24 protein-coding genes are annotated in these 21,148 nt (G+C 38.6%); 15 read left to right on the top strand and 9 right to left on the bottom strand.

Annotated features, from left to right (window positions below; genetic code table 11):
- The 5 genes from ACMAYL_RS11875 to ACMAYL_RS11855 all read right to left on the bottom strand — a co-directional run bounded on the left by ACMAYL_RS11875 (nucleotide 1) and on the right by ACMAYL_RS11855 (nucleotide 3,928).
- Entirely contained in the window at nucleotides 1-585 is a 585-nt protein-coding gene (locus ACMAYL_RS11875) for a hypothetical protein (RefSeq protein ID WP_103218110.1), read from the bottom strand.
- Nucleotides 586-600: 15 nt separating this feature from the next.
- Nucleotides 601-2,088, bottom strand: a complete 1,488-nt coding sequence (locus ACMAYL_RS11870) for a DUF4105 domain-containing protein (RefSeq protein ID WP_412470147.1) — start codon at nucleotides 2,086-2,088, stop codon at nucleotides 601-603.
- Nucleotides 2,089-2,184: 96 nt separating this feature from the next.
- Nucleotides 2,185-2,619: a DUF5522 domain-containing protein gene (locus ACMAYL_RS11865; RefSeq protein ID WP_412470146.1), complete on the bottom strand. Its 435-nt coding sequence runs from the start codon at nucleotides 2,617-2,619 to the stop codon at nucleotides 2,185-2,187.
- Nucleotides 2,619-3,350: a YebC/PmpR family DNA-binding transcriptional regulator gene (locus ACMAYL_RS11860; RefSeq protein WP_103218107.1), complete on the bottom strand. Its 732-nt coding sequence runs from the start codon at nucleotides 3,348-3,350 to the stop codon at nucleotides 2,619-2,621. Before ACMAYL_RS11860 ends, ACMAYL_RS11865 begins: the two co-directional genes overlap by 1 nt.
- Before the next feature lie 65 nt (nucleotides 3,351-3,415).
- Nucleotides 3,416-3,928, bottom strand: coding sequence for a TlpA family protein disulfide reductase (locus ACMAYL_RS11855; protein ID WP_103218106.1), 513 nt, complete (start codon nucleotides 3,926-3,928; stop codon nucleotides 3,416-3,418).
- A 137-nt stretch (nucleotides 3,929-4,065) separates the two neighbouring features.
- On the opposite strand from ACMAYL_RS11855, the gene ACMAYL_RS11850 reads away from it, so the two are divergent.
- Together ACMAYL_RS11850 and ACMAYL_RS11845 are read left to right on the top strand one after the other, a co-directional pair.
- Nucleotides 4,066-4,287, top strand: coding sequence for a SlyX family protein (locus ACMAYL_RS11850; protein WP_103218105.1), 222 nt, complete (start codon nucleotides 4,066-4,068; stop codon nucleotides 4,285-4,287).
- A 6-nt stretch (nucleotides 4,288-4,293) separates the two neighbouring features.
- Nucleotides 4,294-5,781, top strand: a complete 1,488-nt coding sequence (locus ACMAYL_RS11845) for a protein adenylyltransferase SelO (protein WP_412470145.1) — start codon at nucleotides 4,294-4,296, stop codon at nucleotides 5,779-5,781.
- A gap of 10 nt (nucleotides 5,782-5,791) precedes the next feature.
- Here the strand turns inward: ACMAYL_RS11845 and ACMAYL_RS11840 are convergent, their stop codons facing one another.
- Nucleotides 5,792-6,232: a DUF4430 domain-containing protein gene (locus ACMAYL_RS11840; protein WP_392992556.1), complete on the bottom strand. Its 441-nt coding sequence runs from the start codon at nucleotides 6,230-6,232 to the stop codon at nucleotides 5,792-5,794.
- 80 nt (nucleotides 6,233-6,312) lie between these two features.
- On the opposite strand from ACMAYL_RS11840, the gene ACMAYL_RS11835 reads away from it, so the two are divergent.
- The 7 genes from ACMAYL_RS11835 to ACMAYL_RS11805 all read left to right on the top strand — a co-directional run bounded on the left by ACMAYL_RS11835 (nucleotide 6,313) and on the right by ACMAYL_RS11805 (nucleotide 12,072).
- Entirely contained in the window at nucleotides 6,313-7,344 is a 1,032-nt protein-coding gene (locus ACMAYL_RS11835; RefSeq protein WP_158246876.1) for a serine/threonine protein kinase, read from the top strand.
- A gap of 74 nt (nucleotides 7,345-7,418) precedes the next feature.
- Nucleotides 7,419-9,314 (top strand): acetate--CoA ligase, encoded by a 1,896-nt coding sequence (acs, locus tag ACMAYL_RS11830; RefSeq protein WP_392992552.1) that lies wholly within the window; start codon nucleotides 7,419-7,421, stop codon nucleotides 9,312-9,314.
- Nucleotides 9,315-9,382: 68 nt separating this feature from the next.
- Nucleotides 9,383-10,417 carry a fatty acid desaturase family protein gene (locus tag ACMAYL_RS11825; RefSeq protein WP_412470143.1) on the top strand — a complete coding sequence of 345 codons (1,035 nt, stop codon included), beginning with the start codon at nucleotides 9,383-9,385 and terminating at the stop codon, nucleotides 10,415-10,417.
- 25 nt (nucleotides 10,418-10,442) lie between these two features.
- Nucleotides 10,443-10,994 (top strand): hypothetical protein, encoded by a 552-nt coding sequence (locus ACMAYL_RS11820; RefSeq protein ID WP_392992550.1) that lies wholly within the window; start codon nucleotides 10,443-10,445, stop codon nucleotides 10,992-10,994.
- Nucleotides 10,984-11,307 (top strand): hypothetical protein, encoded by a 324-nt coding sequence (locus ACMAYL_RS11815; RefSeq protein ID WP_146037858.1) that lies wholly within the window; start codon nucleotides 10,984-10,986, stop codon nucleotides 11,305-11,307. The genes ACMAYL_RS11820 and ACMAYL_RS11815 overlap by 11 nt, the downstream gene beginning before the upstream one ends.
- A 56-nt stretch (nucleotides 11,308-11,363) precedes the next feature.
- Complete coding sequence (locus ACMAYL_RS11810) at nucleotides 11,364-11,543, top strand: hypothetical protein (RefSeq protein WP_103218097.1); 180 nt, start codon at nucleotides 11,364-11,366, stop codon at nucleotides 11,541-11,543.
- Between the two features lie 124 nt (nucleotides 11,544-11,667).
- The gene (locus ACMAYL_RS11805) at nucleotides 11,668-12,072 is read left to right on the top strand and encodes a hypothetical protein (protein ID WP_412470142.1); all 405 of its coding nucleotides are present in this window, start codon (nucleotides 11,668-11,670) and stop codon (nucleotides 12,070-12,072) included.
- A gap of 30 nt (nucleotides 12,073-12,102) precedes the next feature.
- Here ACMAYL_RS11805 and ACMAYL_RS11800 read toward each other — a convergent pair whose 3' ends face one another.
- From ACMAYL_RS11800 to ACMAYL_RS11790, 3 genes are all read right to left on the bottom strand, one after another.
- Complete coding sequence (locus ACMAYL_RS11800) at nucleotides 12,103-13,224, bottom strand: lipocalin family protein (protein ID WP_158246875.1); 1,122 nt, start codon at nucleotides 13,222-13,224, stop codon at nucleotides 12,103-12,105.
- A gap of 125 nt (nucleotides 13,225-13,349) precedes the next feature.
- Nucleotides 13,350-13,955, bottom strand: a complete 606-nt coding sequence (locus tag ACMAYL_RS11795) for an FKBP-type peptidyl-prolyl cis-trans isomerase (RefSeq protein WP_412463190.1) — start codon at nucleotides 13,953-13,955, stop codon at nucleotides 13,350-13,352.
- Nucleotides 13,956-14,038: 83 nt separating this feature from the next.
- A complete protein-coding gene (locus tag ACMAYL_RS11790) occupies nucleotides 14,039-14,806 on the bottom strand; it encodes a hypothetical protein (protein WP_412463189.1) in 768 nt (255 codons plus the stop codon).
- Between the two features lie 70 nt (nucleotides 14,807-14,876).
- On the opposite strand from ACMAYL_RS11790, the gene ACMAYL_RS11785 reads away from it, so the two are divergent.
- The 6 genes from ACMAYL_RS11785 to ACMAYL_RS11760 are packed head-to-tail and all read left to right on the top strand — an operon-like array spanning nucleotide 14,877 to nucleotide 21,054.
- Complete coding sequence (locus tag ACMAYL_RS11785) at nucleotides 14,877-15,413, top strand: DUF924 family protein (protein WP_412470141.1); 537 nt, start codon at nucleotides 14,877-14,879, stop codon at nucleotides 15,411-15,413.
- Between the two features lie 14 nt (nucleotides 15,414-15,427).
- Nucleotides 15,428-15,757 (top strand): hypothetical protein, encoded by a 330-nt coding sequence (locus ACMAYL_RS11780; protein WP_103218091.1) that lies wholly within the window; start codon nucleotides 15,428-15,430, stop codon nucleotides 15,755-15,757.
- A gap of 33 nt (nucleotides 15,758-15,790) precedes the next feature.
- Nucleotides 15,791-16,123, top strand: coding sequence for a hypothetical protein (locus tag ACMAYL_RS11775; protein WP_146037857.1), 333 nt, complete (start codon nucleotides 15,791-15,793; stop codon nucleotides 16,121-16,123).
- Between the two features lie 49 nt (nucleotides 16,124-16,172).
- A complete protein-coding gene (locus tag ACMAYL_RS11770) occupies nucleotides 16,173-17,396 on the top strand; it encodes a TolC family protein (protein ID WP_412471122.1) in 1,224 nt (407 codons plus the stop codon).
- Nucleotides 17,393-17,917 carry a hypothetical protein gene (locus ACMAYL_RS11765; RefSeq protein WP_412471121.1) on the top strand — a complete coding sequence of 175 codons (525 nt, stop codon included), beginning with the start codon at nucleotides 17,393-17,395 and terminating at the stop codon, nucleotides 17,915-17,917. The genes ACMAYL_RS11770 and ACMAYL_RS11765 overlap by 4 nt, the downstream gene beginning before the upstream one ends.
- 17 nt (nucleotides 17,918-17,934) lie before the next feature.
- Nucleotides 17,935-21,054 (top strand): efflux RND transporter permease subunit, encoded by a 3,120-nt coding sequence (locus tag ACMAYL_RS11760; RefSeq protein WP_412471120.1) that lies wholly within the window; start codon nucleotides 17,935-17,937, stop codon nucleotides 21,052-21,054.
- The last annotated feature ends 94 nt before the right edge of the window (nucleotides 21,055-21,148 follow it).

Raw genomic sequence — 21,148 nt, 5'->3', positions numbered from 1 at the left:
TTATAGTTGTTCACCAATATATTTTTGTATTTGATCTACTGTCATAAGATTTTCACTATCGAGACAGAATTCCATTCTTTCATTTGCTAGTTGAATTTCATTTGCAACTTCATTAACTGAAACTCTCTTATCTAGAGGACGTGTATCATTGATCATTCCTGTCATTTCGATAATGTCGCCACTAATAAGCTTTGGAGCAAGCTCAGAAGCTTGGATAAGCTTAATTTGCTTTCTATAATCTCTGTCTTTAATGATTCCCATGGCCGCAGATGTACTTGAGGCACCATAAAAAAGTGTATCAACAGTTGAAGAAGCTGCGCCTTTGATTGACTTAGAAATTGTAAGATCACTAAGAGCACTATCGGGATGAAGAATACCCACTGCACTTGTCGTTGATAAACCTAGAGCAATCTCTCCACCAGCTACTGTGACACCTGAAATCGTAGAAGAAATCCCAACGACGGCCCCTAATTGTTGATAGTCAGGCGCACGATGATTTTCTTGATAAATTTCAAGGCATGATGCTCTTGTACTAAATCCCATTAAAATAGAAATTAGACATGTTAAAAGCATAATCTTTCTCATTGAATTCTCCTATTTCTACCACCTCGAATCGAGTAGGTAGAATCTCTTTTGATGATCTAATATTTTCTTATTAACTAATAAACCTTTGTAAGGGCGAGTGATGACCCTCTCTCTTCTTTTTGTGTCGTGATCTCGCTTCCATCTTGTGATGGACTTTAGAGACTTCTCTTTATTAATCTCTTTGATCTTAGAAAAGCTACCTGTCCCGTAAAACTCTTCTAGTCCTTTAATCACATCTTGTTCACATTTAGAGTTATTGCATATTTCATAAAGTGCATCTGGTGCTTTAGTAATGCCATGAAGCTCGTCAAATGAAATGGCCTTCGTTTCTTGAATTTGAGATGCATAATACTTGAAAGCTTCTAAATCAAGTGTTGCGATTTCATTAAGTTTTCTAAACTCATTAAGGCTAAGTTTTTTCTGTAGTTTCTTTACTTGAGCTGTGTCGATATCGTATTGCAGATATGTCTCATCTTTTAATTCAAGAATATTAGCGACTTTATCTTTAAGCTCTCTTAGAGAGTGAATCTTAATAATAGGGTATGGGTTAATTAAGGCCCTTTGCAAATAATCTGGAAGAGCGAGAGGAATACGTCCTTTAAAGCCCATCTTCTTATGATATGGATAACCAACTTGCTTTAGAAAATTAACAAGTGCTCCAGCGCAATTATTAGAGAAGAAAGTGTAGTCTCCTAATTCACTACTTTCAGGTAGTTCATATTTAACAGGAAAAACTTCTTCGACAGTTGTCTTAAATGTTGAAGTCAGATTATTTGGAACGGGTGTTAGGGCAAATACCGAACCTGTACCTGAGCGTAGCGGAAGGATTCCATAATTACCTTGGCCATACTTTTCAGTTGAAAACTTATTTAATTCATCAAGGGTATTTTGAAGTACCGATTTTTGAGTTTCTATTCTGTGCTTAGTAACTTGTTCCCACTGAGTTTTAAGTTCTCTAATGATATTACTTCTAATTTCTTCATTAGAAATTATGATGTAGCGATCAAGGTCACGTCTTTGCTTGTTATTGTATTCATCCATAAACATACGAAGACTTTTCACTTGAGGAAAGACAGGATAGCCACCAAAAATTCCCTTAAAGTAATTAAGCTTTAAAGTGTCGACGTTTGCAACGAAGCTTAGAACAACGTCATCTGCTTCAGTTCCTACATTGTCGACAAAACGTAGCATTGTGTGGCCAAAGCCACTTTCAATATTAGACCAAGAGCTTGAGGCAATAACGAGCTCAAGTCCTACGATATTTCCATTTTCATAGCGATCAAATAGTCTTTTGAAGAAGCGAGAATTCTCGTTTAGAAGGTCTTGGTAATTTGCTCCCCAATTGATTTGATTGGCCCTCTTTTCGAGTTCTTTCTGCTTACGACGCTCCTCCATACGTTCACGCTGCCTTCTTTCAAAAGGCGATTCGTCTCGTCTGGCCTGAGTTGTCAGTGAGCTAAGAAGTGCCATGAGCACTACTGAAAGTAGAGTAATCTTCTTCATATTTTCTCCATTTAATCTGCTTCAATATAAATTGATTACAGAGGTTTCACAGAGAAATTGAAAAAAAGACGAGCGTGTAAAAACAGTGAACAGTGTCTATATAACTGAATTTACTGTATCGAGATCGAGACCTTGCTCTTTAAATTGTTCTTTGAGATAGAGCTTCTTGGCCTGTAATCCACCTTTTTCAATAAGGCCAAAAATCTCACCCTTAAGCTCAACAAAGGCAAAATCACACGAATTTGATTCTGTTATTGTTAATTTCTTAGGCTTGCTACCGCCAAAAGCTGCACCCATTAAAGAAGAGGCAACAGATAGAGATTCTTGTTGGTTGGCATCGACGATGGCCTGGGCCTTCGTTATGTCATTTGCTGAAATTTCTTGGCTTTGAATACCGTGTTTATTTAAGGTAAAGCCGTAAGGGCAGTGAAGACATGAAGTCTTACAGCAAGAGCCGCGATTTTTTAAGAACTGAGAGGTTTTCACCTCTCGTCCTTGTTCATTTGTATATGTTAGTTTTGCTTTATCCATTATAAACTTTCGAAACGCTCATCAAATTCTATATTGTGGTAAACCTTTAGAACGTCTTCATCACTTTCAAGGCCATCCACCATCTTCATTATAGTTAAATACGTTTCATCATCAACTTCTTTGAATGTTTGTGGAATCTGTTCAAGAGTCGCTTCTTCTGGAGTAATTCCCATCTCTTCTAATTTCTTAGAGATAGAGCCGAATACTTCCATTGGCCCAGTGATTGAAAAGTAGCCATCTTCCACTTCAATATCTTCCGCTCCAGCATCTATCATCTCAAGAGTGAATTCATCTTCATCAAGGTCTGCAACTGGAACCTCAAAAAGCGCCTTTCTAGAAAATACATATTGTAGAGTACCAGTTGTTCCAATTGAGCCGCCGGCCTTCTTGAAGTGAACTCTTACGTTAGCAATTGTACGAGTAGGGTTATTTGTTGAAGCTTCTACAAATACCGCAACACCATTTGGCCCATAACCCTCATAGTTGATTTCTTCATATCCATCATCTTCACCGCCAAGACCTTTCTTGATGGCACGATCAATATTATCTTTTGGAACATTATTTGCCTTACACTTATCAAGAGCAATTTTAAGGATAAAGTTTGAGCCTGGGTCGTCGCCACCTGATTTTACTGCTTTTGTTACTTCAAATAATAGCTTTGTGTAAATCTGACTTTTCGCCTTATCAAGAGCGCCTTTCTTCTTGACGATATTGGCCCATTTTCTTCCCATAGAATCCTCGTTTAATAATAAAGTATTGTTAATAGTAGCTAGTGAGGAACTATTTGTCGAGAATTCTACTTCTTAGCAAGGTATTGCTCTGCGCGCCAAATACCAATAAAGCTTAATCCTGAACTCATGGAACTAACGTGTGGGCCTTCAAGTAGAATTGTTGTCGGTGTTGATTTTACATCAAGAGTTTTTACTGCGTAAGGTGAAGAGATAAAGCGAAACTCGTATGGAGATTGACCGATAAATCTTCTGATTGTTGATTCATTTTCAAATGAATTGATGGCATAGATCTGATCTGGCGAGAGCTTGCCCTCCAAAACAGATTGATGAAGTCGTTTCATTTCCACTTTACAAGGAGCGCACCATGTCGCCCAAAAGATAGCAAGGCTTCTATCTCTTAAATCCTTACTAGGGAAATCGACTTTTTGATTTGTGCGAAGGTCAACATACTCTTGTGGAGTAAGAGTGCTTCCTTCTTTTTTAAAGTTATTGAGTACAGCAGGTGCCTGCTTGTAAATAATAAACCCAATAAGAAGGATGGAGATGAAATTTGTGGCAATATTCCACTTCTTTTTCATGGCAGTAATTGTACCATGTAAAGGAAGGGGAGTTATTAATAAAATCCTAATATTTTTGACGTCTGTAAGCGCCCAAAACTACAGTATTCATCGACTAAGAAATGGACGCTACTTGAGTAATGTAGTATTTTATAGACATGAATAATGAAGAACTTGAAAAGAAAATAATCGCATTAGAAGAAAAGTTTTGTCACCAAGATCATTTACTTGGCCAACTAAACGAAGTTGTCACGAAACAAGAATTTATCATTGATGAACTTGTCACACATATTAGGAACCTCCTTGCTAATCAAGGAGAGGATTCTGCAGAGCAATTGACACTTGATAATCTTAGGGATTTCAAGCCACCACATTATTAGGTAACTATGATTAAGTTAGAAACTGCATATAAAGGACTACGTGAGTTTAAAAATCTCACAGGTCGTCCACAACAAACTCCTGGTGCACACTTTAGTCGTGTCACACCAGAAAAATCCCCAGCTCCTAAAGAGCTTTGCTGGTCTGGCGATCTTGCTAGGGCCATGGGAATAACTGAAGAACATAAGTCATCTTGGCTTTCTCTGCTAAGTGGCAACCAAGAATCATATAATCCAGCTCCAATTGCGACTCGCTATGGTGGTCATCAATTTGGTCACTGGGCCGGCCAGCTAGGTGATGGCCGTGCCATGACTTTAGGTCTTTATGAAGGACTTGAAGTACAATTAAAAGGAGCAGGTCTGACTCCTTATTCAAGAGGTGCCGATGGTAAGGCAGTTCTTCGCTCATCTTTAAGAGAGTATATTTGTTCGGAGGCCATGTATAATTTGGGTGTTCCAACAACCAGAGCACTATGTCTTGTTGAAACAGGTGAACAAGTCTTACGTGATATGTTCTATGATGGAAATGCTGCTTATGAAAAAGGTGCTATTTGCACAAGAGTTGCTCCTAGCTTTCTTCGCTTTGGGCACTATCAGATCCATGCGGCCAATCACGAATTAGAAGAGTTGACTGAGCTCGTAAACTTTACGATTGATAATTACTTTCCAGGCATGAGCATTGCCCAAATGTTTAAAGAAGTTGTGCGCAGAAGTGCATTTCTTATGAGTGAGTGGATGCGTGTGGGCTTCGTCCACGGTGTCATGAATACTGATAACCTTTCAATCTTAGGCCTTACAATTGATTATGGTCCATATGGTTGGCTTGATCGCTTCGATCCGAATTGGACGCCAAATACAACGGACTTTAGAGAAAGACGCTACCGTTTTATAAATCAAGTAAGTATTGCATATTGGAATCTTGCTCAACTTAAGGAGGCCCTGCAAGCAGTTTGCCTTGAAAGTTTAGATGAAGCTCTTGATCAATACCCTGAGTATTTTCATGGCTTTTATCAGGAGAGTGTGGCAAAGAAGCTGGGGCTTAAAACATGTTCTCGTGAATTCATCGATGAACTCTTTGATTTAAAATATGAGCTACAAGCTGATATGACTCTCTTTTATCGAACACTAATGAGTGTGATGGAAGGGCAGGAAGTTACATGGCAAGATGCTTTCTATAAAGATTTAAGTGATGCAGATCTTACTCGAATTAATACTTGGGTTACTAAGTGGCAACGAGAGCAGAAGCTTCAAAGAGTCGATCCAATGATTGCCTTTGGAGTTATGAATGAAGCGAATCCTGTTTTTATACCACGTAACTATATTGTGCAGATGGTTTTAGATGACTTAGATAAAGGGGATGAGACGTCTTTAAGAAATCTTGAAAAGGCCATTGCTAATCCATATGAGTTAAATGAATTCACAAGACCTTTTCTTGTTAAGGCACCTGATTGGTCCACATCAAGGCCAGGTTGCTCGACACTAAGTTGTTCGAGCTAATTGCAACAGCTTAGTTACAAAATTGTGAAGGTGCACGCATCCAAGTTGGCTCACATTGTGTTAGCCATTCACCACTATCGTAGTGAGCATAGCCAAACCACCACATAACGTGATCACCGTTTCCTAGGGGAACTTCATCTGGATATACTTCTGGGCTTTGACCGTTTACTGAGTAGCACCAACCGTGGGCATTCATTTGTGTATCACTTAAGACTTCCATGGCATCAAGTCCTGTTGGCGTATCAAAGATCGAGTTCATTGCTCTTTGAGTTCCTTTATAAGCAATACCAAAGTTATTTAGAAGATCAATCGTAGCACTTCCTACAGTTGAACCTTTTTTAAGCTGCATCTCAGTCTTAAAAAGAGCTCCTCTTTTACATGGGCCTACAAATTCAAAAGTTGCGGCAAAGCTAAAAGTTGAAATAAGTGCTAAAAGTGCAAATTTGTACATAATCTCTCCTAAGTATAAGGCTTTCTAACACCCTAGGTTTTCATTGCCATGGCACTGTGCGCAAGCATATGATTTTTTACATGACTGATTATGTATGGGGTAGTGAAGAAACCCAATATTTCTTCCAATTGAATCCAGAGGCCATTCTAGACGCTATTGATGCTGTCGGTTTTAAGACAACAGGGCGCTGCCTACCACTAAATAGTATTGAAAACCGCGTTTATGAGATTGAGGTGGATCGCCCAGAAGCAGAGATTAAGTCTCCAAGTGATAATTTCATTGTGGCCAAGTTCTACCGTCCTGGACGCTGGACGAAAGATCAGATCATTGATGAGCATGACTTCATAAAGGATCTAGATGATGCGGAGATTCCTGTAATTGCTCCACTTAAAATTGACGGCACAACTATCTTTGAAATGCCGAACCACAAAATTTTCTATTGTCTCTATGAAAAGAGAGGGGGACGAAACCCTGAAGAGATGAATATCGAGCAGCTTGAAATTATGGGCCGCTCACTTGCTCGTATTCACAGTGTTGGTGCCTTAAAAAGTGCTGACCACAGAATTAAGCTTACTCCTGAGACTTATGGAGTCGCTAACTTAAAGTTCTTAGCTTCAACAAATTATATTCCAACTGATATTCGCGAGCACTTCATTACAATTTGCGAACAAATCATTGCTGAATCAAAACCACTTTTTGAAAATGTAAGTTATCAAAGAGTTCACGGAGACTTTCATAAGGGTAATATCATCCTTCGAGGGGATGACTCATTCTTTGTTGATTTTGACGATATGGTAATGGGCCCAGTGGTTCAAGATGTTTGGCCTATTTGCCCTGGGGATGACCAACAGTCTGTCATTGATCGCAATATCTTTCTAGAAGCCTACGATAGCATTCGCTCATTTCCATACGAGCAACTAAAGCTCATTCCTTCTCTTCGTGCATTAAGGCTAATTCACTTTAGTGCCTGGATAGCAAAGCGCTGGGATGACCCTTCATTTAAGTATACTTTTGGCTATTTTGAATCGCCAAATTACTGGTATGGGCAGATGAATGATTTAAGGGCCTTACTATCTAAGATAATAGAAGTTAAGAATCCTTACCAGTACTAGACGTATCTTAAAAGTTGCGAGAAAATTTACCTCTGACATAAAAAATTAATAAGTAATTTAGCGAGGTAATGAATATGGATATTCGTTTAAAGACTTTCGAAGAATATGAAGCTGCCTATGAGCAGGCCAAAAATAATCCAACAGAATACTGGGGATCTATTGCAGAAAATTTTAAATTTTCTAAGAAGTGGGATGAAGTAACTCTAGGTAATTTTAAAGACGGAGATATCCGTTGGTTCCATGGAGCAAAATTAAATATCACAGAAAATTGTCTTGATCGCCATCTTGCAACGAAGGGTGATAAGAAAGCGATGGTCTTTGTGGCCAACGATCCGAATGAGGCCAATCAAGAATTTACTTATAAAGAACTTCACGCTCAAGTTTGTAAAACAGCAAATATGCTAGAAGGGCTTGGCGTAAAAAAAGGGGATCGCGTTTGTATTTATATGTCGATGGTTCCAGAGCTTATGTTTACTGTTCTTGCCTGTGCAAGAATTGGTGCCATCCACTCAGTTGTCTTCGGTGGATTTTCTGCACAAGCACTTGCTGGAAGAGTTGAAGATGCTCAGTGTAGTGTTCTTGTCACTAACGATGGGGGACTTCGCGGAACGAAAGTGACAGAGCTTAAGCCAATTGTTGATGAGGCCCTAGAAGATAGTGCATGTAAGAGTGTAAAAACTGTCATCGTTCATAAGCGCGCTGGAAATGAAGTGGCCATGAAAGAGGGACGCGATATTTGGTGGCATGATGTTTTTGATAAAGCATCAGACAAACACGAGGCACCTCAGCATGATGCCGAAGATCCATTATTCATTCTTTATACTTCTGGTTCAACAGGAACACCTAAGGGAGTTCTTCATACTCAAGCTGGGTATATGGTTTGGGCAGCATATACTTTTGCAAACGTTTTTCAGGTAGAAGAAAATGATATGTACTGGTGTACTGCCGACATTGGCTGGATCACTGGTCATACGTACATTACTTATGGGCCACTTCTAAACGGTGCCACAACAATGATGTTTGAAGGTGTTCCAACATATCCAGATGCGGGACGTTTTTGGGACATTGTTGAAAAGAATAAGGTAACACATTTCTATACAGCACCAACTGCGGTTCGTGCTCTGATGGCCGCGGGAGATGATGTACCTGCTAAGTACGATCTTTCAACTCTTAAGGTTCTAGGTTCAGTTGGTGAGCCAATTAATGCGGAAGCTTGGCATTGGTATAATGAATTTATTGGAAAGAAGAAATGCCCAATTGTTGATACTTGGTGGCAGACTGAAACTGGTGGGATTTTAATCTCTCCACTTGCAGGGCTTACGAAAACAAAACCATGTAAGGCAACTCTTCCTCTTCCGGGAATTGTTCCAGTGTTAGTTGATGATAATGGGCATGAAATTGGTGAAACAATGGCCGAAGGAAAGCTTTGTATTAAGTATCCGTGGCCAGGAATGCTACGTACGGTTTACAAGAATCATGAGCGTTTTATGAATGCTTATCTCAGAACGTACAAAGGCTATTACTTTTCAGGTGATGGCGCAAAACGTGATGTTGAAGGATATTTTAGGATCACTGGACGTGTTGACGATGTTATCAATGTTTCAGGACACCGCTTTGGAACGGCCGAAATTGAAAATGCTATTGGTAAGAATCATGCCATCGCTGAAAGTGCTGTTGTCGGTTTTCCACATGACGTTAAAGGTGAGGGGATCTACGCATACGTTGTAACTAATCTTACTGACGAGGCCGAGGTAACAAAGCTTATTAACGCAACTGTTGTAAAAGAAATCGGTGCTGTTGCTCGCCCTGATAAAATTCAAATTGTTCCAGGACTTCCAAAAACTCGCTCTGGAAAAATTATGCGTCGTATTCTTAGAAAGATTGCGGCCCATGACTTCAATAACTTTGGCGATACTTCAACACTTCTTGATCCATCAGTGGTTGAAGAAATTAAAAATGGTGTGAAGTAGCACTTAATTTAAGTTAAGTTTTCAATTCTTATATTATGTATGTCTCTCTTATGTGCTAGAAAAGTATAATGAGAGAGACAACTATCAATAGAGATGACATTCAGTTAATGAAGGAGATCTTAAAGAATCATCATGCCTTAAAAAAAGGTAGGATTTGGTTTGACCTTCTTTCTAATGCTCTAATTGGATGGAGTGCTTTCTTTTATACTTGTTTTCACTTTAATATCTTCACATTCATTCTTGCTATCTTCTTTATCTATCGTGGAACCATCTTAGTCCATGAAGTAAGTCATATTGCAAAGAAGGTAAAAGGCTATCGTACAGCCTTTAATATCCTGTTTGGATGGCCTAATGCTTATCCTGTCTATCTTGGAGATGCCCATCTGTTTCACCATGGTAAAAAAACTTATGGCACTGAAAGAGACCCTGAATATAAGTATATTTCTGAGTTTCGATTCCTAACCTTAACAAGGCCGTTCTTAGCTTCAGTTGCTTTACCTATCATTCAAGTCATTCGTTTTGGAATTCTCCCTCTGACATATATCTTTTTAAATACAGAACAAAAGAAATGGGTCTATCAGAATATTTCAACTCTTGCATTTTCGATGGACTATAAAAGGCCAATAAGAAATGAAAAAAAAGATATTGCTCGCATGGTGAGAAATGATCTTATGTGTGTACTTTATAAAATTGTAATTGGACTATTGATTTTTCTGGAAGTTCTTCCTTTGCAGACGATATGGATTTGGTTTTCAATCGTTGTGATTTCTTCGACGCTGAATATGTATCGAGCACTCTTTAATCATCTCTATACGAACGAGAGTCTTGTTCCGATGACATGGGAGGAGCATTTACTTGATACAGTGACAATTGAGTCTGGATTAAGTTCATTTTTTATCTTTGTTAATGGACTTAATTATCATGCTATTCACCACCTCTTTCCAGAGCTGCCGTATACGAATTTAGCTGCTGCTCATAAAGAGTTAATGGAGAAACTTCCTGCGGATCATATTTATAAAAGTAATACTTATTCTAGTATTTTCCATGTTTTAGTGACTTCTCTCTCAATACAAAGATTTGACAAAGAAATGATTAGGCCATAATTAGGCCAGCGTGTATACTGTTAGAATGAAACGATTTGTAATTCTACTAATTTTAATTTCTTCACTCGTAAGCTGCTCTAAGCCTACTCCTGAACAAACAGTTGAAACTGTTATTAGAGAAACTTTTTCAGCGAATTTTGAAGAAACTTTTAATTACTACGACCCTGGTTTTGGTAGTCAGCAGCAGATTGCAGACTATCGCGGTTTCGTAAATGATGTCGTTGCTTGGGAAAAGAATATCAAGAAGACAAAGAAAGAGGTTCTTTCTGCTATTCAAGGTTTACTGTCTTTCAAAGTGGTTGATGTCAAAGTTGAAGGAAATCGAGCGACAGTAAGAACTGTCATTATTGTTCCAGAGTTTGATAATAAATTTGATATGCAAATTGCCTTATTGAAATTAACTAGGCCACCACTTGTTTCCAATCGTGCGGAAACAAATGCAATTATTTTGAAAAATATCAATGAAGGCCAATATGAGCTTAAGCCAGTTGAAGTTATTTTCAGCTTAATGAAGAAAGATAAGTGGCGCGTAAATGGCGTAACAAATGTTAGAGGACTATGGCGCTTTGAAAATTAAGCAAATACTTCTATTTAGCTGGATCTTCTTTCTTGGAAGTATCGCAAGTGCATCTTCAACTCAAATTGATGTTGAGGATAGTGCAAAAATATTCTTAGACTTTAATCATGAGACTAGCTCTTCTATCGAAAATCGAACAAGGGCGCCAGAGCTCAAGTCTTTGGAAGACTTTCCTGATGATTATTCTCATTTAAAAAATGATGAAAGTGATTTAGTTATTTCTGTCTTTGGTCACTTTTCATTACCTTATATCAATCTCGATTCAAAATTCTATCAAGGAATTCATTCTGGACTCAGTCCACCATTGTCTTAGATCAATTTATAACTTTTTATTTTTTATTTTTTTGATTTAAATCCAATGGAGGATGTATGGAAAACACATCAGTAGATACTTCTGTCGAAGTAAAGAAATACGATTATGAAGGTAAGGTTAAACAACACTATAATAATGATGAAGAGCAGGGAAGTGTCTGGGGATTCTATTTCTGTGTGGGCCTTTTTCTAGCAATCTTTTTTGCGGTAATCATTGTTCAAATGTATTCCCTATAATTACAGTTACTTAAGGGGGCGTTGCCCCCTTGTTTAAAATCTAATCACCATAATATTTCTTACTCACTTCATATGATTTGAATTTGATTTCTGTTAGATTCAAAAAAAAATTATGAGGTTCACAATGAAAATTACTTTAGTAACATTACTTGCGCTAGTTTCACTTAATTCTTTTGCCGCAAAATTAGAAGGCAATTATGAGAGCTCTAGTGGCTGTACCGTTAGTATTGAATGTGAAGATGGATACTGTCATGCAACTGTTGAAAAAGGAGATAAGTCTCTTGTGCTTGAAGGCGAGCTAGAAACAGATAAGTCAGATGAGTTTAGACTCTATCGTCAGTATACAGGGATTGAGACTCGTTGGTTTCATGATGACGAATTCACAGGCTTTAATGATCTTGTTTTAGAGAAACAAAAGAATGGTAAATTCATGGTTGATTCTCTTGATTCAAAATATAATCTCTTTCCCCATTTCCCAAAGAAAGAGAGAAATATCATCGTTTGTAAAAATCTTGTAAGAGTTCAATAAAAAAGGGCCAGAATCTGGCCCTTCTTTTTTCTAAAATATTACTTCAGTCTCAACTGGATCTGTAATTACAATATCCCCATCATGATCACCGTCATGATTGTCACCATCTGTATGATCATTAGGCTCAGTTGGTTCTACTGTCGGTTCAGTTGGCTCAGCAGGCTCAACAACTTCATATACTGGAGTTCTCTTAATATACTCCGGTCTAAAACCTTGATTTACAGCAATTTGTACTAATTCTTCATATTTTGACTCAGCAATTTCTCTGTCACGAGTCAAAATGAAGAGCGTATTTCTATTTCTATCAGCTACGATAGCTTCAGTATATTCTTCATCGAGGTGGATGATTTGGTAGTCGCCAGCGCCAACACCAAAGTATCCAAGTAGAGGAACAAAGCTAACCTTAAGTTTTGCATTTGAAATCTTATCCACTACTTTTGCATAAGCTTTATCAACTTTTTCTTCACCATTAACTAGCTGACATGAGTTTTTAACTCTAATGCGGTTGTGCTTAAGCTTATACTCTGCTTTTGTTCCCTGACATCTTAGGTTAAAGAAGGCGTCATATGCACCTTGTTGGTACCAAGTACCAAGGTAGCGAGATAGGTCAACATACTCAACTGTTTGGAAGTTGTTTGCAGGAAGCTCTTCAGAAGGAAGTAATACTTCATTGATTTCATGAACAATGATATTTCTATCGTGTTTCTTTAATGTTCCAAGACGTAGTGTACTTGAGTTTAGGATAAACTCTTCGCTGTCTTGATCCACAAGAATAACTCTTCCGTGGAATGTCTTAACTTCTTTCTTTTGTCTAAGATCGCTTTTTTCATGGCGGCCATATCCAATGTGATAAAGTAAAAGCTTTCTTAGCTCAAGTGGATTTGCTAGAAGGTACTCAACTGTTTCAGGTGGTAACTTAGCAAATGCTGCATCATTCGGTGCAAAGATAGTGATCGGGTGATCGATTGTTACGATATCATCAAGGCCTGCAATTTTGGCCGCGCTTAAGAAATTTCTAAAACGTTTTGTGTGCTTCATTGCACCGACTGTCTCTGTTGTTGATAATTTTACTTCTTCTCCGCTTTTTCTTTCTGCAAGAGCAGTATTAAAGAAAAATGGTAGTGTTGCCAAAAAGATTAATACTTTTTTCATGAATCCTCCCATAAGTTATGGATGGAAATGTAGCTTTTTATTAACAATTTAGAAGTTTAAGTTTGGTTAAGAAAGGTTATGAGAGAGTTAAGAAAAAAGGGCCAATGACTTGGCCCCTATGAAACTTATACGTTTGCTTTGATAAGTTGTACTTTGAAAATAAGAGTTGAGTGTGGAGGAATCTTTGCTCCTGCACCGTGCTCACCGTAAGCAAGCTCAGATGGGATTGTTAGTTCCCAAGAGTCTCCCTCTTTCATCAGTTGAAGAGCTTCTGTCCAACCCTTAATTACACCACCAACAGGGAATTGAATTGTTTGTCCTCTTTGGTATGAAGAATCAAAAACAGTTCCATCAATTAGTTTACCTTCGTAGTGAACTTCTACAGTAGACTCTGCAGTTGGAGTTGCTCCTGAACCTGCTTCTAGAACTTTATATTGTAGACCTGAAGCTGTTGTTGATACACCTTCGGCTGCTTTATTAGTTTCAAGGTATGCACGACCTTCTTCAGCTAGCTTGTTCGCTGCTTCAGCAAGTTGTCTTGCCATGTGCTCTTGGAACTCAGTCATTGTTTTTTGAGTTTCTTCTGGTGATAGTTGGCTTGCTTCACCTTTCATTGCAGATGCTACAGCATTTGCGAAAATTTCAGCATTGATTTCCATTCCTTGTGCAACAAAATCAGATCCAATTTGGCGACCGATAATGTAGCTTACTTTTTCCATATGAGTTTCCATTAAATACCCTTTGTTTGGTTAAATTCTACTAATAGTGGGCACCTTAGCATTTAATAGAGAACATGTCGAAAAATAGGAGGTATTTAGCGCAATGTTCCGTTTTTCTCGCCACCTGGGTACCAACATTCTGGACGCTCTAGGTCTAAGATTCCGTTAATCATCGTATCAAAACGACATTGGGCACTAGGATAAAATGACGGGGCAGTATTTAGCTCAGTCGCTACATTTGAAGAGTATGTCGCAAAACTTACTTCATCACCATTGCTTTTAAAGAAGGCCTGATCTGCTTCCATAGCAGTTAGAAGTCTTAGACAAGTAAAGTACTCATGCTTATCTTGTTTTGAGCATAGATCTTTGTAGATTGATTTCTCTTTTACTTCACGTAATTCTGGAAGGTATTTAAAGACGATCGCCAAGCAGTCTTTTGTTGCAAAGTAATCAGATTGACCTTCCATTGAAGAGTGATAGCCCATATTCATTGGATCATCTTTCTTTGGAGCTCCACCGATACCGTGTCCGATCTCGTGACATGCCGTTAGGGCCAGCCCGTCAGGAGTCATTCCAGCAAGTCGACCAAAGCCACCCATTAAGTAAATACGGTGTTCAATTTGATCTTCTTGATTTGTGGCCTGAACATATGAGGCATGGATCATATCAATATCCCACCAATACGAATCAGGTAAACCTGCAATTGGTAAGTTAATTTGTAAAACTTCATTTTGTGACGGGGCAAGTTCACTATAAGCTTGGTAAAGAGCAGTTTTTACTTGCTCATACTCATCCTTGCTAACGGCCGCAAAGACTGATTTTGTTAATGTAAATAAACACGCTAGAAGGATTAATTGTTTCATGACAAGGTTCTACCTAGATTTCAAATTTTGAACAAGATATCGGGTAATTTTTCATTAAGTAGGAGAGTTTATGTATCACGAAGTACTTGATTTTTGGTTTGATGAGCTTACTGAAGAGCAAAAGTGGATGAAAGATGCTCGAATTGATCGCGAGATTGAAGAGCGCTTTGGCAGACTTCATACAAAGGCAGCAAAAGGAGAGTTATTTGAATGGAGGGAGGAGCATCTGGGTCGTTTGGCCGAAATTATTATCCTCGATCAATTTTCTCGTAATATCTATCGTGGTGATGCACGCTCCTTTGCAAGTGATGATATGGCCTTGGTCTTGGCCCAAGAGGCAATCCTCCAAAAAGCCGATGAAGGTTTTACGACTAGAAAGAAACACTTTCTCTACATGCCCTATATGCACAGTGAATCTCTTACCATTCAAAAAGAGGGATTGAGACTATTTGAAAAATTAGATAACGACATGGCCCTTCAATATATGCATCAGCATATGGCCATCATTGAGCGTTTTGGCCGCTATCCACATCGCAATGGAGTTCTTGGTCGAGAGTCAACACCAGAAGAGATTGAATTTTTGAAAATGCCAAATTCTAGTTTCTAAGTTATGATTAAAGAATGAAAGATGCAAAACTAGTGTGGTCTGATGAGGCCGGTGATTTAAGAAAAAAAAATAGTAAAAATAATTCTAATGAAGAAGTTAACGAGTCTGAACTTGTTCTTAAAATTAGAAGGCTTACTTCTGGAAAAGGAAGAGCAATCGTTGAAATAAGTGATCTTCCAGCAAATAAGAAGTGGTGTCAGAAACTTGCTAAAGATTTAAAGAAGTCTCTAGGGGTTGGTGGCGCTTTTAAGAACGACTATATTGAAGTTCACGGTGAAAAGCTTGATCAAGTTAAGGCGCACTTCGATAAAAATAATTTAAAGTGGAAACAGATTGGAGGCTAGACTCCAATATCTGAGCATGTTAGTATTTTACTCATGATGCGAATTCTACTTTCACTATTCACAGTCTTTATGATTTTTGTGAGCTTCACTCATGAGGCCCATGAAATTAAATTGTCTGTAAATAATATGGAGAGTACCAAAGTCGAAAAATCTAAATTGGACCATCCAGATCATTGCGACGATCACGACAGCGGTTCTGATCACTGTCATATTCATTGTACAGGTCTTCACTTCTTGGCCAATCTCGAACATACTGTCGAAATTAAATTACCTCTAATTGAAATTAATATCACACAAACACCAAGATTGGATTTCTTCAAATCCCCATACCTCGACCCGGCAAAGAAGCCACCTTCTTTATCGTAACATTACAAATTTAAAGTTTTAACATTCTTATTTTTAAAGGATTAATGCGATGAATACTAGTCGAAGTAGCATCGTGATTCTCGCTTTGTGCATGGGCATAAATACCTATGGACAGAGTTGTCGTATCACAGATGCCAATGAATTTTTGAAGCAAATTAAATCGAATCATCAAGTGAATCTCTTGGCAAAGGCCAATGAGGAGATGCTTGATGGTGAAATCAATTCGGCCAATCAGGTTTATAACCCTGAGGTTGAAACAGAAATTGTCACGCCTGGAAAAAATGAGATTTCCTCGATGATTAAAGTCACTCAAACTTTTGAGTTAGGGGGCAAGAGGGGATCGCGTAAGACGTGGGCCCAGAGAATGAAAGAGCTTGGTAGCCTTGAATTTAAAGGGGAGAAAGAAAAGGTCGTTTTAGAAAATATTCTAAATATGTATCGCCTTAGACAAGTTCAAGAACTTATACCTGTCTATCAAGAGTCATACGATTCTCTAAAGAAAGTTCTTGATAAAAAGAGCAAGATTAGGAAAGCGCTTTCGCCAAGCCAAGAGGTTGAGTATGAAACACTTTCTTTTGCCATGGATGATTACTATATCAGGCTATCTGAATTACATGCTGAAAAGTCTAAACTCCAAGTTCATCTGAAATTGAATGCGGGAAAGAATTGTGTCGTCACAAAAAGTGCTCTTCCTGAGTTGTTCCAATTTAAGAAGATAAACCTTAAGTCATTAGAGTTAAAAGATAGCACTGACTATAAGAAAGGACTCGCACAACTTGCTGTTGCAAAAGCTGAGTACGATGTCGCCAAGTCTAATGCTTATAGTGATCTCAGAATTGGCCCGATGTATGAATACTCCAAAGTTGATGATGAGAAAGAGCATGCCTTTGGTCTAAGCCTTACTTTTGACTTACCAGTATTTAATACAAATGATGGAGCAAAGGCCAAGGGGATGGCCGCAGTTAAAAAGGGTGAGTACCAAGTTCGCTACGATGAGCTTGATCTTCAAATCGATCTTAGGAATTGGATTCAAAAATATCAACGTTACAAATCAGTTTACAAGAAAATGATTTCTCAGGCGGTCTTAGAAAAGAAGCATAAGAGAATAGAAAAGCTCTTTGATCGCGGTGTGATTTCAACATCGCTAATTATTGAGGCCCACAGGCAAATGGTGGACTTTTCCATTAGGCGAAACGACTACGAAATGGGAGCAGTCGAAGCTTTATGGAATATCTATTTACTAAGAGGAACAATCCTAGAGGAACAAATATGAAAAAAATATTCTTAATAATATTACTGATCGGTTTAGTTGGCTGTGAATCTCATCATGACGAACACAAGCATGACGAACACAAGCATGACGAACATAAGCATGAAGAACATTCTGATCATGATAAGCACGATGACCATGAAGAGCACGGCGATCATGAAGAACATGGCGACCACGACGATCATCATGGACACGGGGAAGAGAAAACTGGTGAAGGCAAGGCCATCACGAAAGTTGATGAAAGGCACGGCTTTCAGTTGTCTAATGAAGCGCAGAAGAGACTTGCTATTAAAACAACTACGTACACAAAGGGATTTGTAAATATCCCAGATAGTGCCTACGTTGTGGTTGGTAAAGAGCGTGCGCTTTATCGTAAAAGAGCTGGCTTCTTTAAGTTAATAGACGAGCATGAGCTGACTGGAGCATTCACTAAAGGGGATGAAGTTGTTGTTAGCGGAATTGGTCTTCTTCGCGTTTCAGATATCTTCTCAACAGATGAGTCTGAATATGGCCACGCACATTAAGGACGGGGGCAAGAATCATGATGAATAAAATAATTGAATTCAGTGTTCATAACCGTCTCTTTGTTTTTATTGCCACAGCAATTCTCATCATTGGCGGTATTTACTCTTTTGATAAATTATCAATTGATGCTGTTCCAGATATCACAAATACCCAGGTGCAGGTTAATACTCCTGTTGAAGGGCTAACTCCTGAAGAAATTGAAAGAATGGTAACGTTTCCAATTGAGTCAGCTTTAACGGGAATGCCTGGTGTTGAGCAAACCCGCTCAGTTTCTAAATACGGAATCTCTCAGGTTACTGTCATCTTTAGTGATGATGTGGATATCTATCGCGCCAGACAACTTACTTCTGAAAAACTTGTTAATATCGATCTTCCTATAGGAATGAAGCCAGAGATGGGGCCAATCAGTACGGGCCTTGGAGAGATCTTTCACTACTCCTTAAGTTTTAAGGGAGAAGTAAAAACTGAAGAAGAGGAGATGCTGAAGCTTATGGAGCTTCGCTCAATCCAAGACTGGTTGATCAAGCCAAGACTTCTAACTGTTAAAGGTGTGACAGAAGTTAATACAATTGGTGGTTATGAGAAGCAATATTTCATCCAACCAGATATTGATAAAATGGCCCGATTTGGAATTCACTTTGATGATATTGAAAACGCCATTGAGAGTACGAACCAGAATGTTGGGGGAGGCTATATTCCTCAAACAGGAGAGCAGCTACTTGTTCGCGGAGTTGGCCTATTAAAGAATATTTCGGACATTGAAAATATTGTCATTAAGCGACTTGGTTCTCTTGATATCATTCGCGTAAAAGATGTTGCAAAAGTTAAATTTGATAAGGAAATACGAACTGGAGCGGCGACTCATAACGGTAGAGAAGTTGTCATTGGAACGGCCTTCATGCTTCTTGGGGAAAACTCGCGTGCAGTCTCAACTAGGCTTGAAGAGCGTATCAACGAGATTAAAAAGGATCTTCCTTCATGGGTAAATCTCGAAATCGTTTATAATCGTTCGAATATGGTTAATGCTACCTTAAGTACAGTTGAGCATAACCTAATTGTAGGGGCCGGACTTGTGATGGCCTTTCTCATGCTTCTTGTGGGAAATATTAGGGCCGCAATTATTGTTGCTGCTACCATTCCAATATCTCTTTTAATTACTTTCATTCTAATGCGCTGGCAAAATGTTTCAGGAAATTTAATGAGTCTTGGTGCTCTAGATTTTGGGATCATTGTTGACGGTGCCGTTATTGTTATTGAAAATTGTGTCCACCGCTTACAAAAGAGAACAAAGGAAATTGGGCGTGCCTTAACACGCGCTGAAATCAAAGATCTTGTTGTCGAAAGTGCAATAGAAATTCGTTCTGCCGCAGGCTTCGGTGAGATCATTGTCATTACTGTTTTCATCCCTCTATTTGCCCTAACTGGAGTTGAAGGGAAGATGTTTGGTCCAATGGCGACAACTTTCATTATGGCCCTTGGTTCGGCTCTCGTTCTATCTTTTACTTTAGTACCAGCATTGGCCGCAACATTCTTAAATTCAAATACTAAAGATCGTGAACCTAAGATCATGCTTCTTGCCAAGCAAGCTTTTTCTCCAATTTTAGAATTGGCCCTTAAGTTTAAAAAGACTGTCCTTGGCCTTGGCGTATCTGCTATTGCTCTGGGGGGAGTTCTTTTTATGGGCCTAGGATCTGAGTTTATTCCTCAATTAGATGAGGGGGACTTTGCGGTTCAGTTTATTCGCCCTGCAAATATCAACATTGAAAATTCCATCCATCTTCAAAGATTAAGTGAAGATGTCATCAAAGAATTTCCACAAGTCAAAACAGTTTTTGGGAGAACTGGAGCAGGTGAGATTAGTACTGACCCTATGGGGGTTAATATTTCGGATTCATATGTCATGCTTAAGCCAGTTGATGAATGGCCAAAAAGTGATCTTATTCAAAATAAGAATGATCTAATGGAGGAAGTGAAGAAGGCCCTCGCCTTAAATATACCAGCTCAAGTGGCAATGTTCTCTCAACCAGTAGAACTACGTTTTAACGAGTTACTTGAAGGAACAAGGGCATCTGTTTCAGCGAAAGTTTACGGGGAAGATTTAAAAGTCATAGAAGAGATTGCCAATAAGGTTTCTGAAGCCATTGCAAAAACACCTGGAGCAGGTGAGGTTGAAGTTGAATCAAAGGGGCTTTCTCCAATGATTCAATACACGCCAAAGCTTGAGGAGCTTGCAAAGTTAGGTGTTAGTAGCAAACCTGTTCTTGATGTTATCTCAACGGCCATTGGTGGTAGCAAGGTTGGTGATATTTATGATGGTGTTAAGAAGTATCCAATCATGACTCGCTTATCTGCTAATGAGAGATCTGATGTGGAAACCATTTCAAATCTTCCGGTGGGGATTTCTGAAGGGTACACTGTTAAAATAAAAGATGTCGCAGATATTGAACTTTCTGAGACATACTCATCGATTAATCGTGAGAATTCAACTCGAAGATTGGCCATTTTAATTAATCCACAAACTCGTGATATTGAAAACTTTGTTAAGGTAGCAAAAGAGATTGTTGAGAAAGAAGTAACTCTTCCTGAAGGTTATTATATCGAATGGGGTGGAAGTTTTAAGAATCTTATTTCTGCTAAAGAAAGACTAAGTATTCTGGTTCCATTGGCCCTGCTTCTCATTTTAGTGATGCTTTATGCGGCCTTTAAAAACTACGCCCAAGTCTTATTGATTTTTCTATGCGCACCAATGGCACTCATCGGTGGAGTTCTATCACTAAAGATTTTAGGATTACCATTTAGTATTTCTGCTGGTGTTGGATTTATCGCTCTGTGTGGGATTAGTATTCTAAATGGTGTTGTTCTTGTGACTTACTTTAATCGACTCTTAGCAGATGGAAAATCACCAGATGACGTTGTGAGGGAGGGGACAATGGTTAGACTTCGTCCAGTTCTTATGACGGCCTTAACGGATATCTTTGGTTTCCTACCGATGATTTTTTCAACTGGGCTAGGGGCAGAGGTTCAAAAACCGCTAGCGACAGTAGTCGTTGGAGGGATTATTTCAGCAACTCTTCTGACTCTTGTCGTTTTACCTTCATTATATCGATTATTTATTGAGCAAATGAAGACAGAATAAGCTCTAAGGTCTTGAAATTTAAGAATATTCTTAAGTTTCAAGACCATTTTTCCTTGTTTAAAATAGGCGTCTAAATCTAAGACATCCATTGGTA

Source organism: Halobacteriovorax sp. RT-2-4, from assembly GCF_047085445.1.
Taxonomy (GTDB): Bacteria; Bdellovibrionota; Bacteriovoracia; order Bacteriovoracales; family Bacteriovoracaceae; genus Halobacteriovorax_A.
This window is presented reverse-complemented; position numbering and strand designations above follow the sequence as displayed.

Bases quoted from the DNA above. Each gene is read 5' to 3' on its own strand.
- ACMAYL_RS11875 (WP_103218110.1), bottom strand. From the start codon at position 585: ATGAGAAAGATTATGCTTTTAACATGTCTAATTTCTATTTTAATGGGA.
- ACMAYL_RS11870 (WP_412470147.1), bottom strand. From the start codon at position 2,088: ATGAAGAAGATTACTCTACTTTCAGTAGTGCTCATGGCACTTCTTAGC.
- ACMAYL_RS11865 (WP_412470146.1), bottom strand. From the start codon at position 2,619: ATGGATAAAGCAAAACTAACATATACAAATGAACAAGGACGAGAGGTG.
- ACMAYL_RS11860 (WP_103218107.1), bottom strand. From the start codon at position 3,350: ATGGGAAGAAAATGGGCCAATATCGTCAAGAAGAAAGGCGCTCTTGAT.
- ACMAYL_RS11855 (WP_103218106.1), bottom strand. From the start codon at position 3,928: ATGAAAAAGAAGTGGAATATTGCCACAAATTTCATCTCCATCCTTCTT.
- ACMAYL_RS11850 (WP_103218105.1), top strand. From the start codon at position 4,066: ATGAATAATGAAGAACTTGAAAAGAAAATAATCGCATTAGAAGAAAAG.
- ACMAYL_RS11845 (WP_412470145.1), top strand. From the start codon at position 4,294: ATGATTAAGTTAGAAACTGCATATAAAGGACTACGTGAGTTTAAAAAT.
- ACMAYL_RS11840 (WP_392992556.1), bottom strand. From the start codon at position 6,232: ATGTACAAATTTGCACTTTTAGCACTTATTTCAACTTTTAGCTTTGCC.
- ACMAYL_RS11835 (WP_158246876.1), top strand. From the start codon at position 6,313: ATGACTGATTATGTATGGGGTAGTGAAGAAACCCAATATTTCTTCCAA.
- acs (WP_392992552.1), top strand. From the start codon at position 7,419: ATGGATATTCGTTTAAAGACTTTCGAAGAATATGAAGCTGCCTATGAG.
- ACMAYL_RS11825 (WP_412470143.1), top strand. From the start codon at position 9,383: ATGAGAGAGACAACTATCAATAGAGATGACATTCAGTTAATGAAGGAG.
- ACMAYL_RS11820 (WP_392992550.1), top strand. From the start codon at position 10,443: ATGAAACGATTTGTAATTCTACTAATTTTAATTTCTTCACTCGTAAGC.
- ACMAYL_RS11810 (WP_103218097.1), top strand. From the start codon at position 11,364: ATGGAAAACACATCAGTAGATACTTCTGTCGAAGTAAAGAAATACGAT.
- ACMAYL_RS11805 (WP_412470142.1), top strand. From the start codon at position 11,668: ATGAAAATTACTTTAGTAACATTACTTGCGCTAGTTTCACTTAATTCT.
- ACMAYL_RS11800 (WP_158246875.1), bottom strand. From the start codon at position 13,224: ATGAAAAAAGTATTAATCTTTTTGGCAACACTACCATTTTTCTTTAAT.
- ACMAYL_RS11795 (WP_412463190.1), bottom strand. From the start codon at position 13,955: ATGGAAACTCATATGGAAAAAGTAAGCTACATTATCGGTCGCCAAATT.
- ACMAYL_RS11790 (WP_412463189.1), bottom strand. From the start codon at position 14,806: ATGAAACAATTAATCCTTCTAGCGTGTTTATTTACATTAACAAAATCA.
- ACMAYL_RS11785 (WP_412470141.1), top strand. From the start codon at position 14,877: ATGTATCACGAAGTACTTGATTTTTGGTTTGATGAGCTTACTGAAGAG.
- ACMAYL_RS11780 (WP_103218091.1), top strand. From the start codon at position 15,428: ATGAAAGATGCAAAACTAGTGTGGTCTGATGAGGCCGGTGATTTAAGA.
- ACMAYL_RS11775 (WP_146037857.1), top strand. From the start codon at position 15,791: ATGATGCGAATTCTACTTTCACTATTCACAGTCTTTATGATTTTTGTG.
- ACMAYL_RS11770 (WP_412471122.1), top strand. From the start codon at position 16,173: ATGAATACTAGTCGAAGTAGCATCGTGATTCTCGCTTTGTGCATGGGC.
- ACMAYL_RS11765 (WP_412471121.1), top strand. From the start codon at position 17,393: ATGAAAAAAATATTCTTAATAATATTACTGATCGGTTTAGTTGGCTGT.
- ACMAYL_RS11760 (WP_412471120.1), top strand. From the start codon at position 17,935: ATGATGAATAAAATAATTGAATTCAGTGTTCATAACCGTCTCTTTGTT.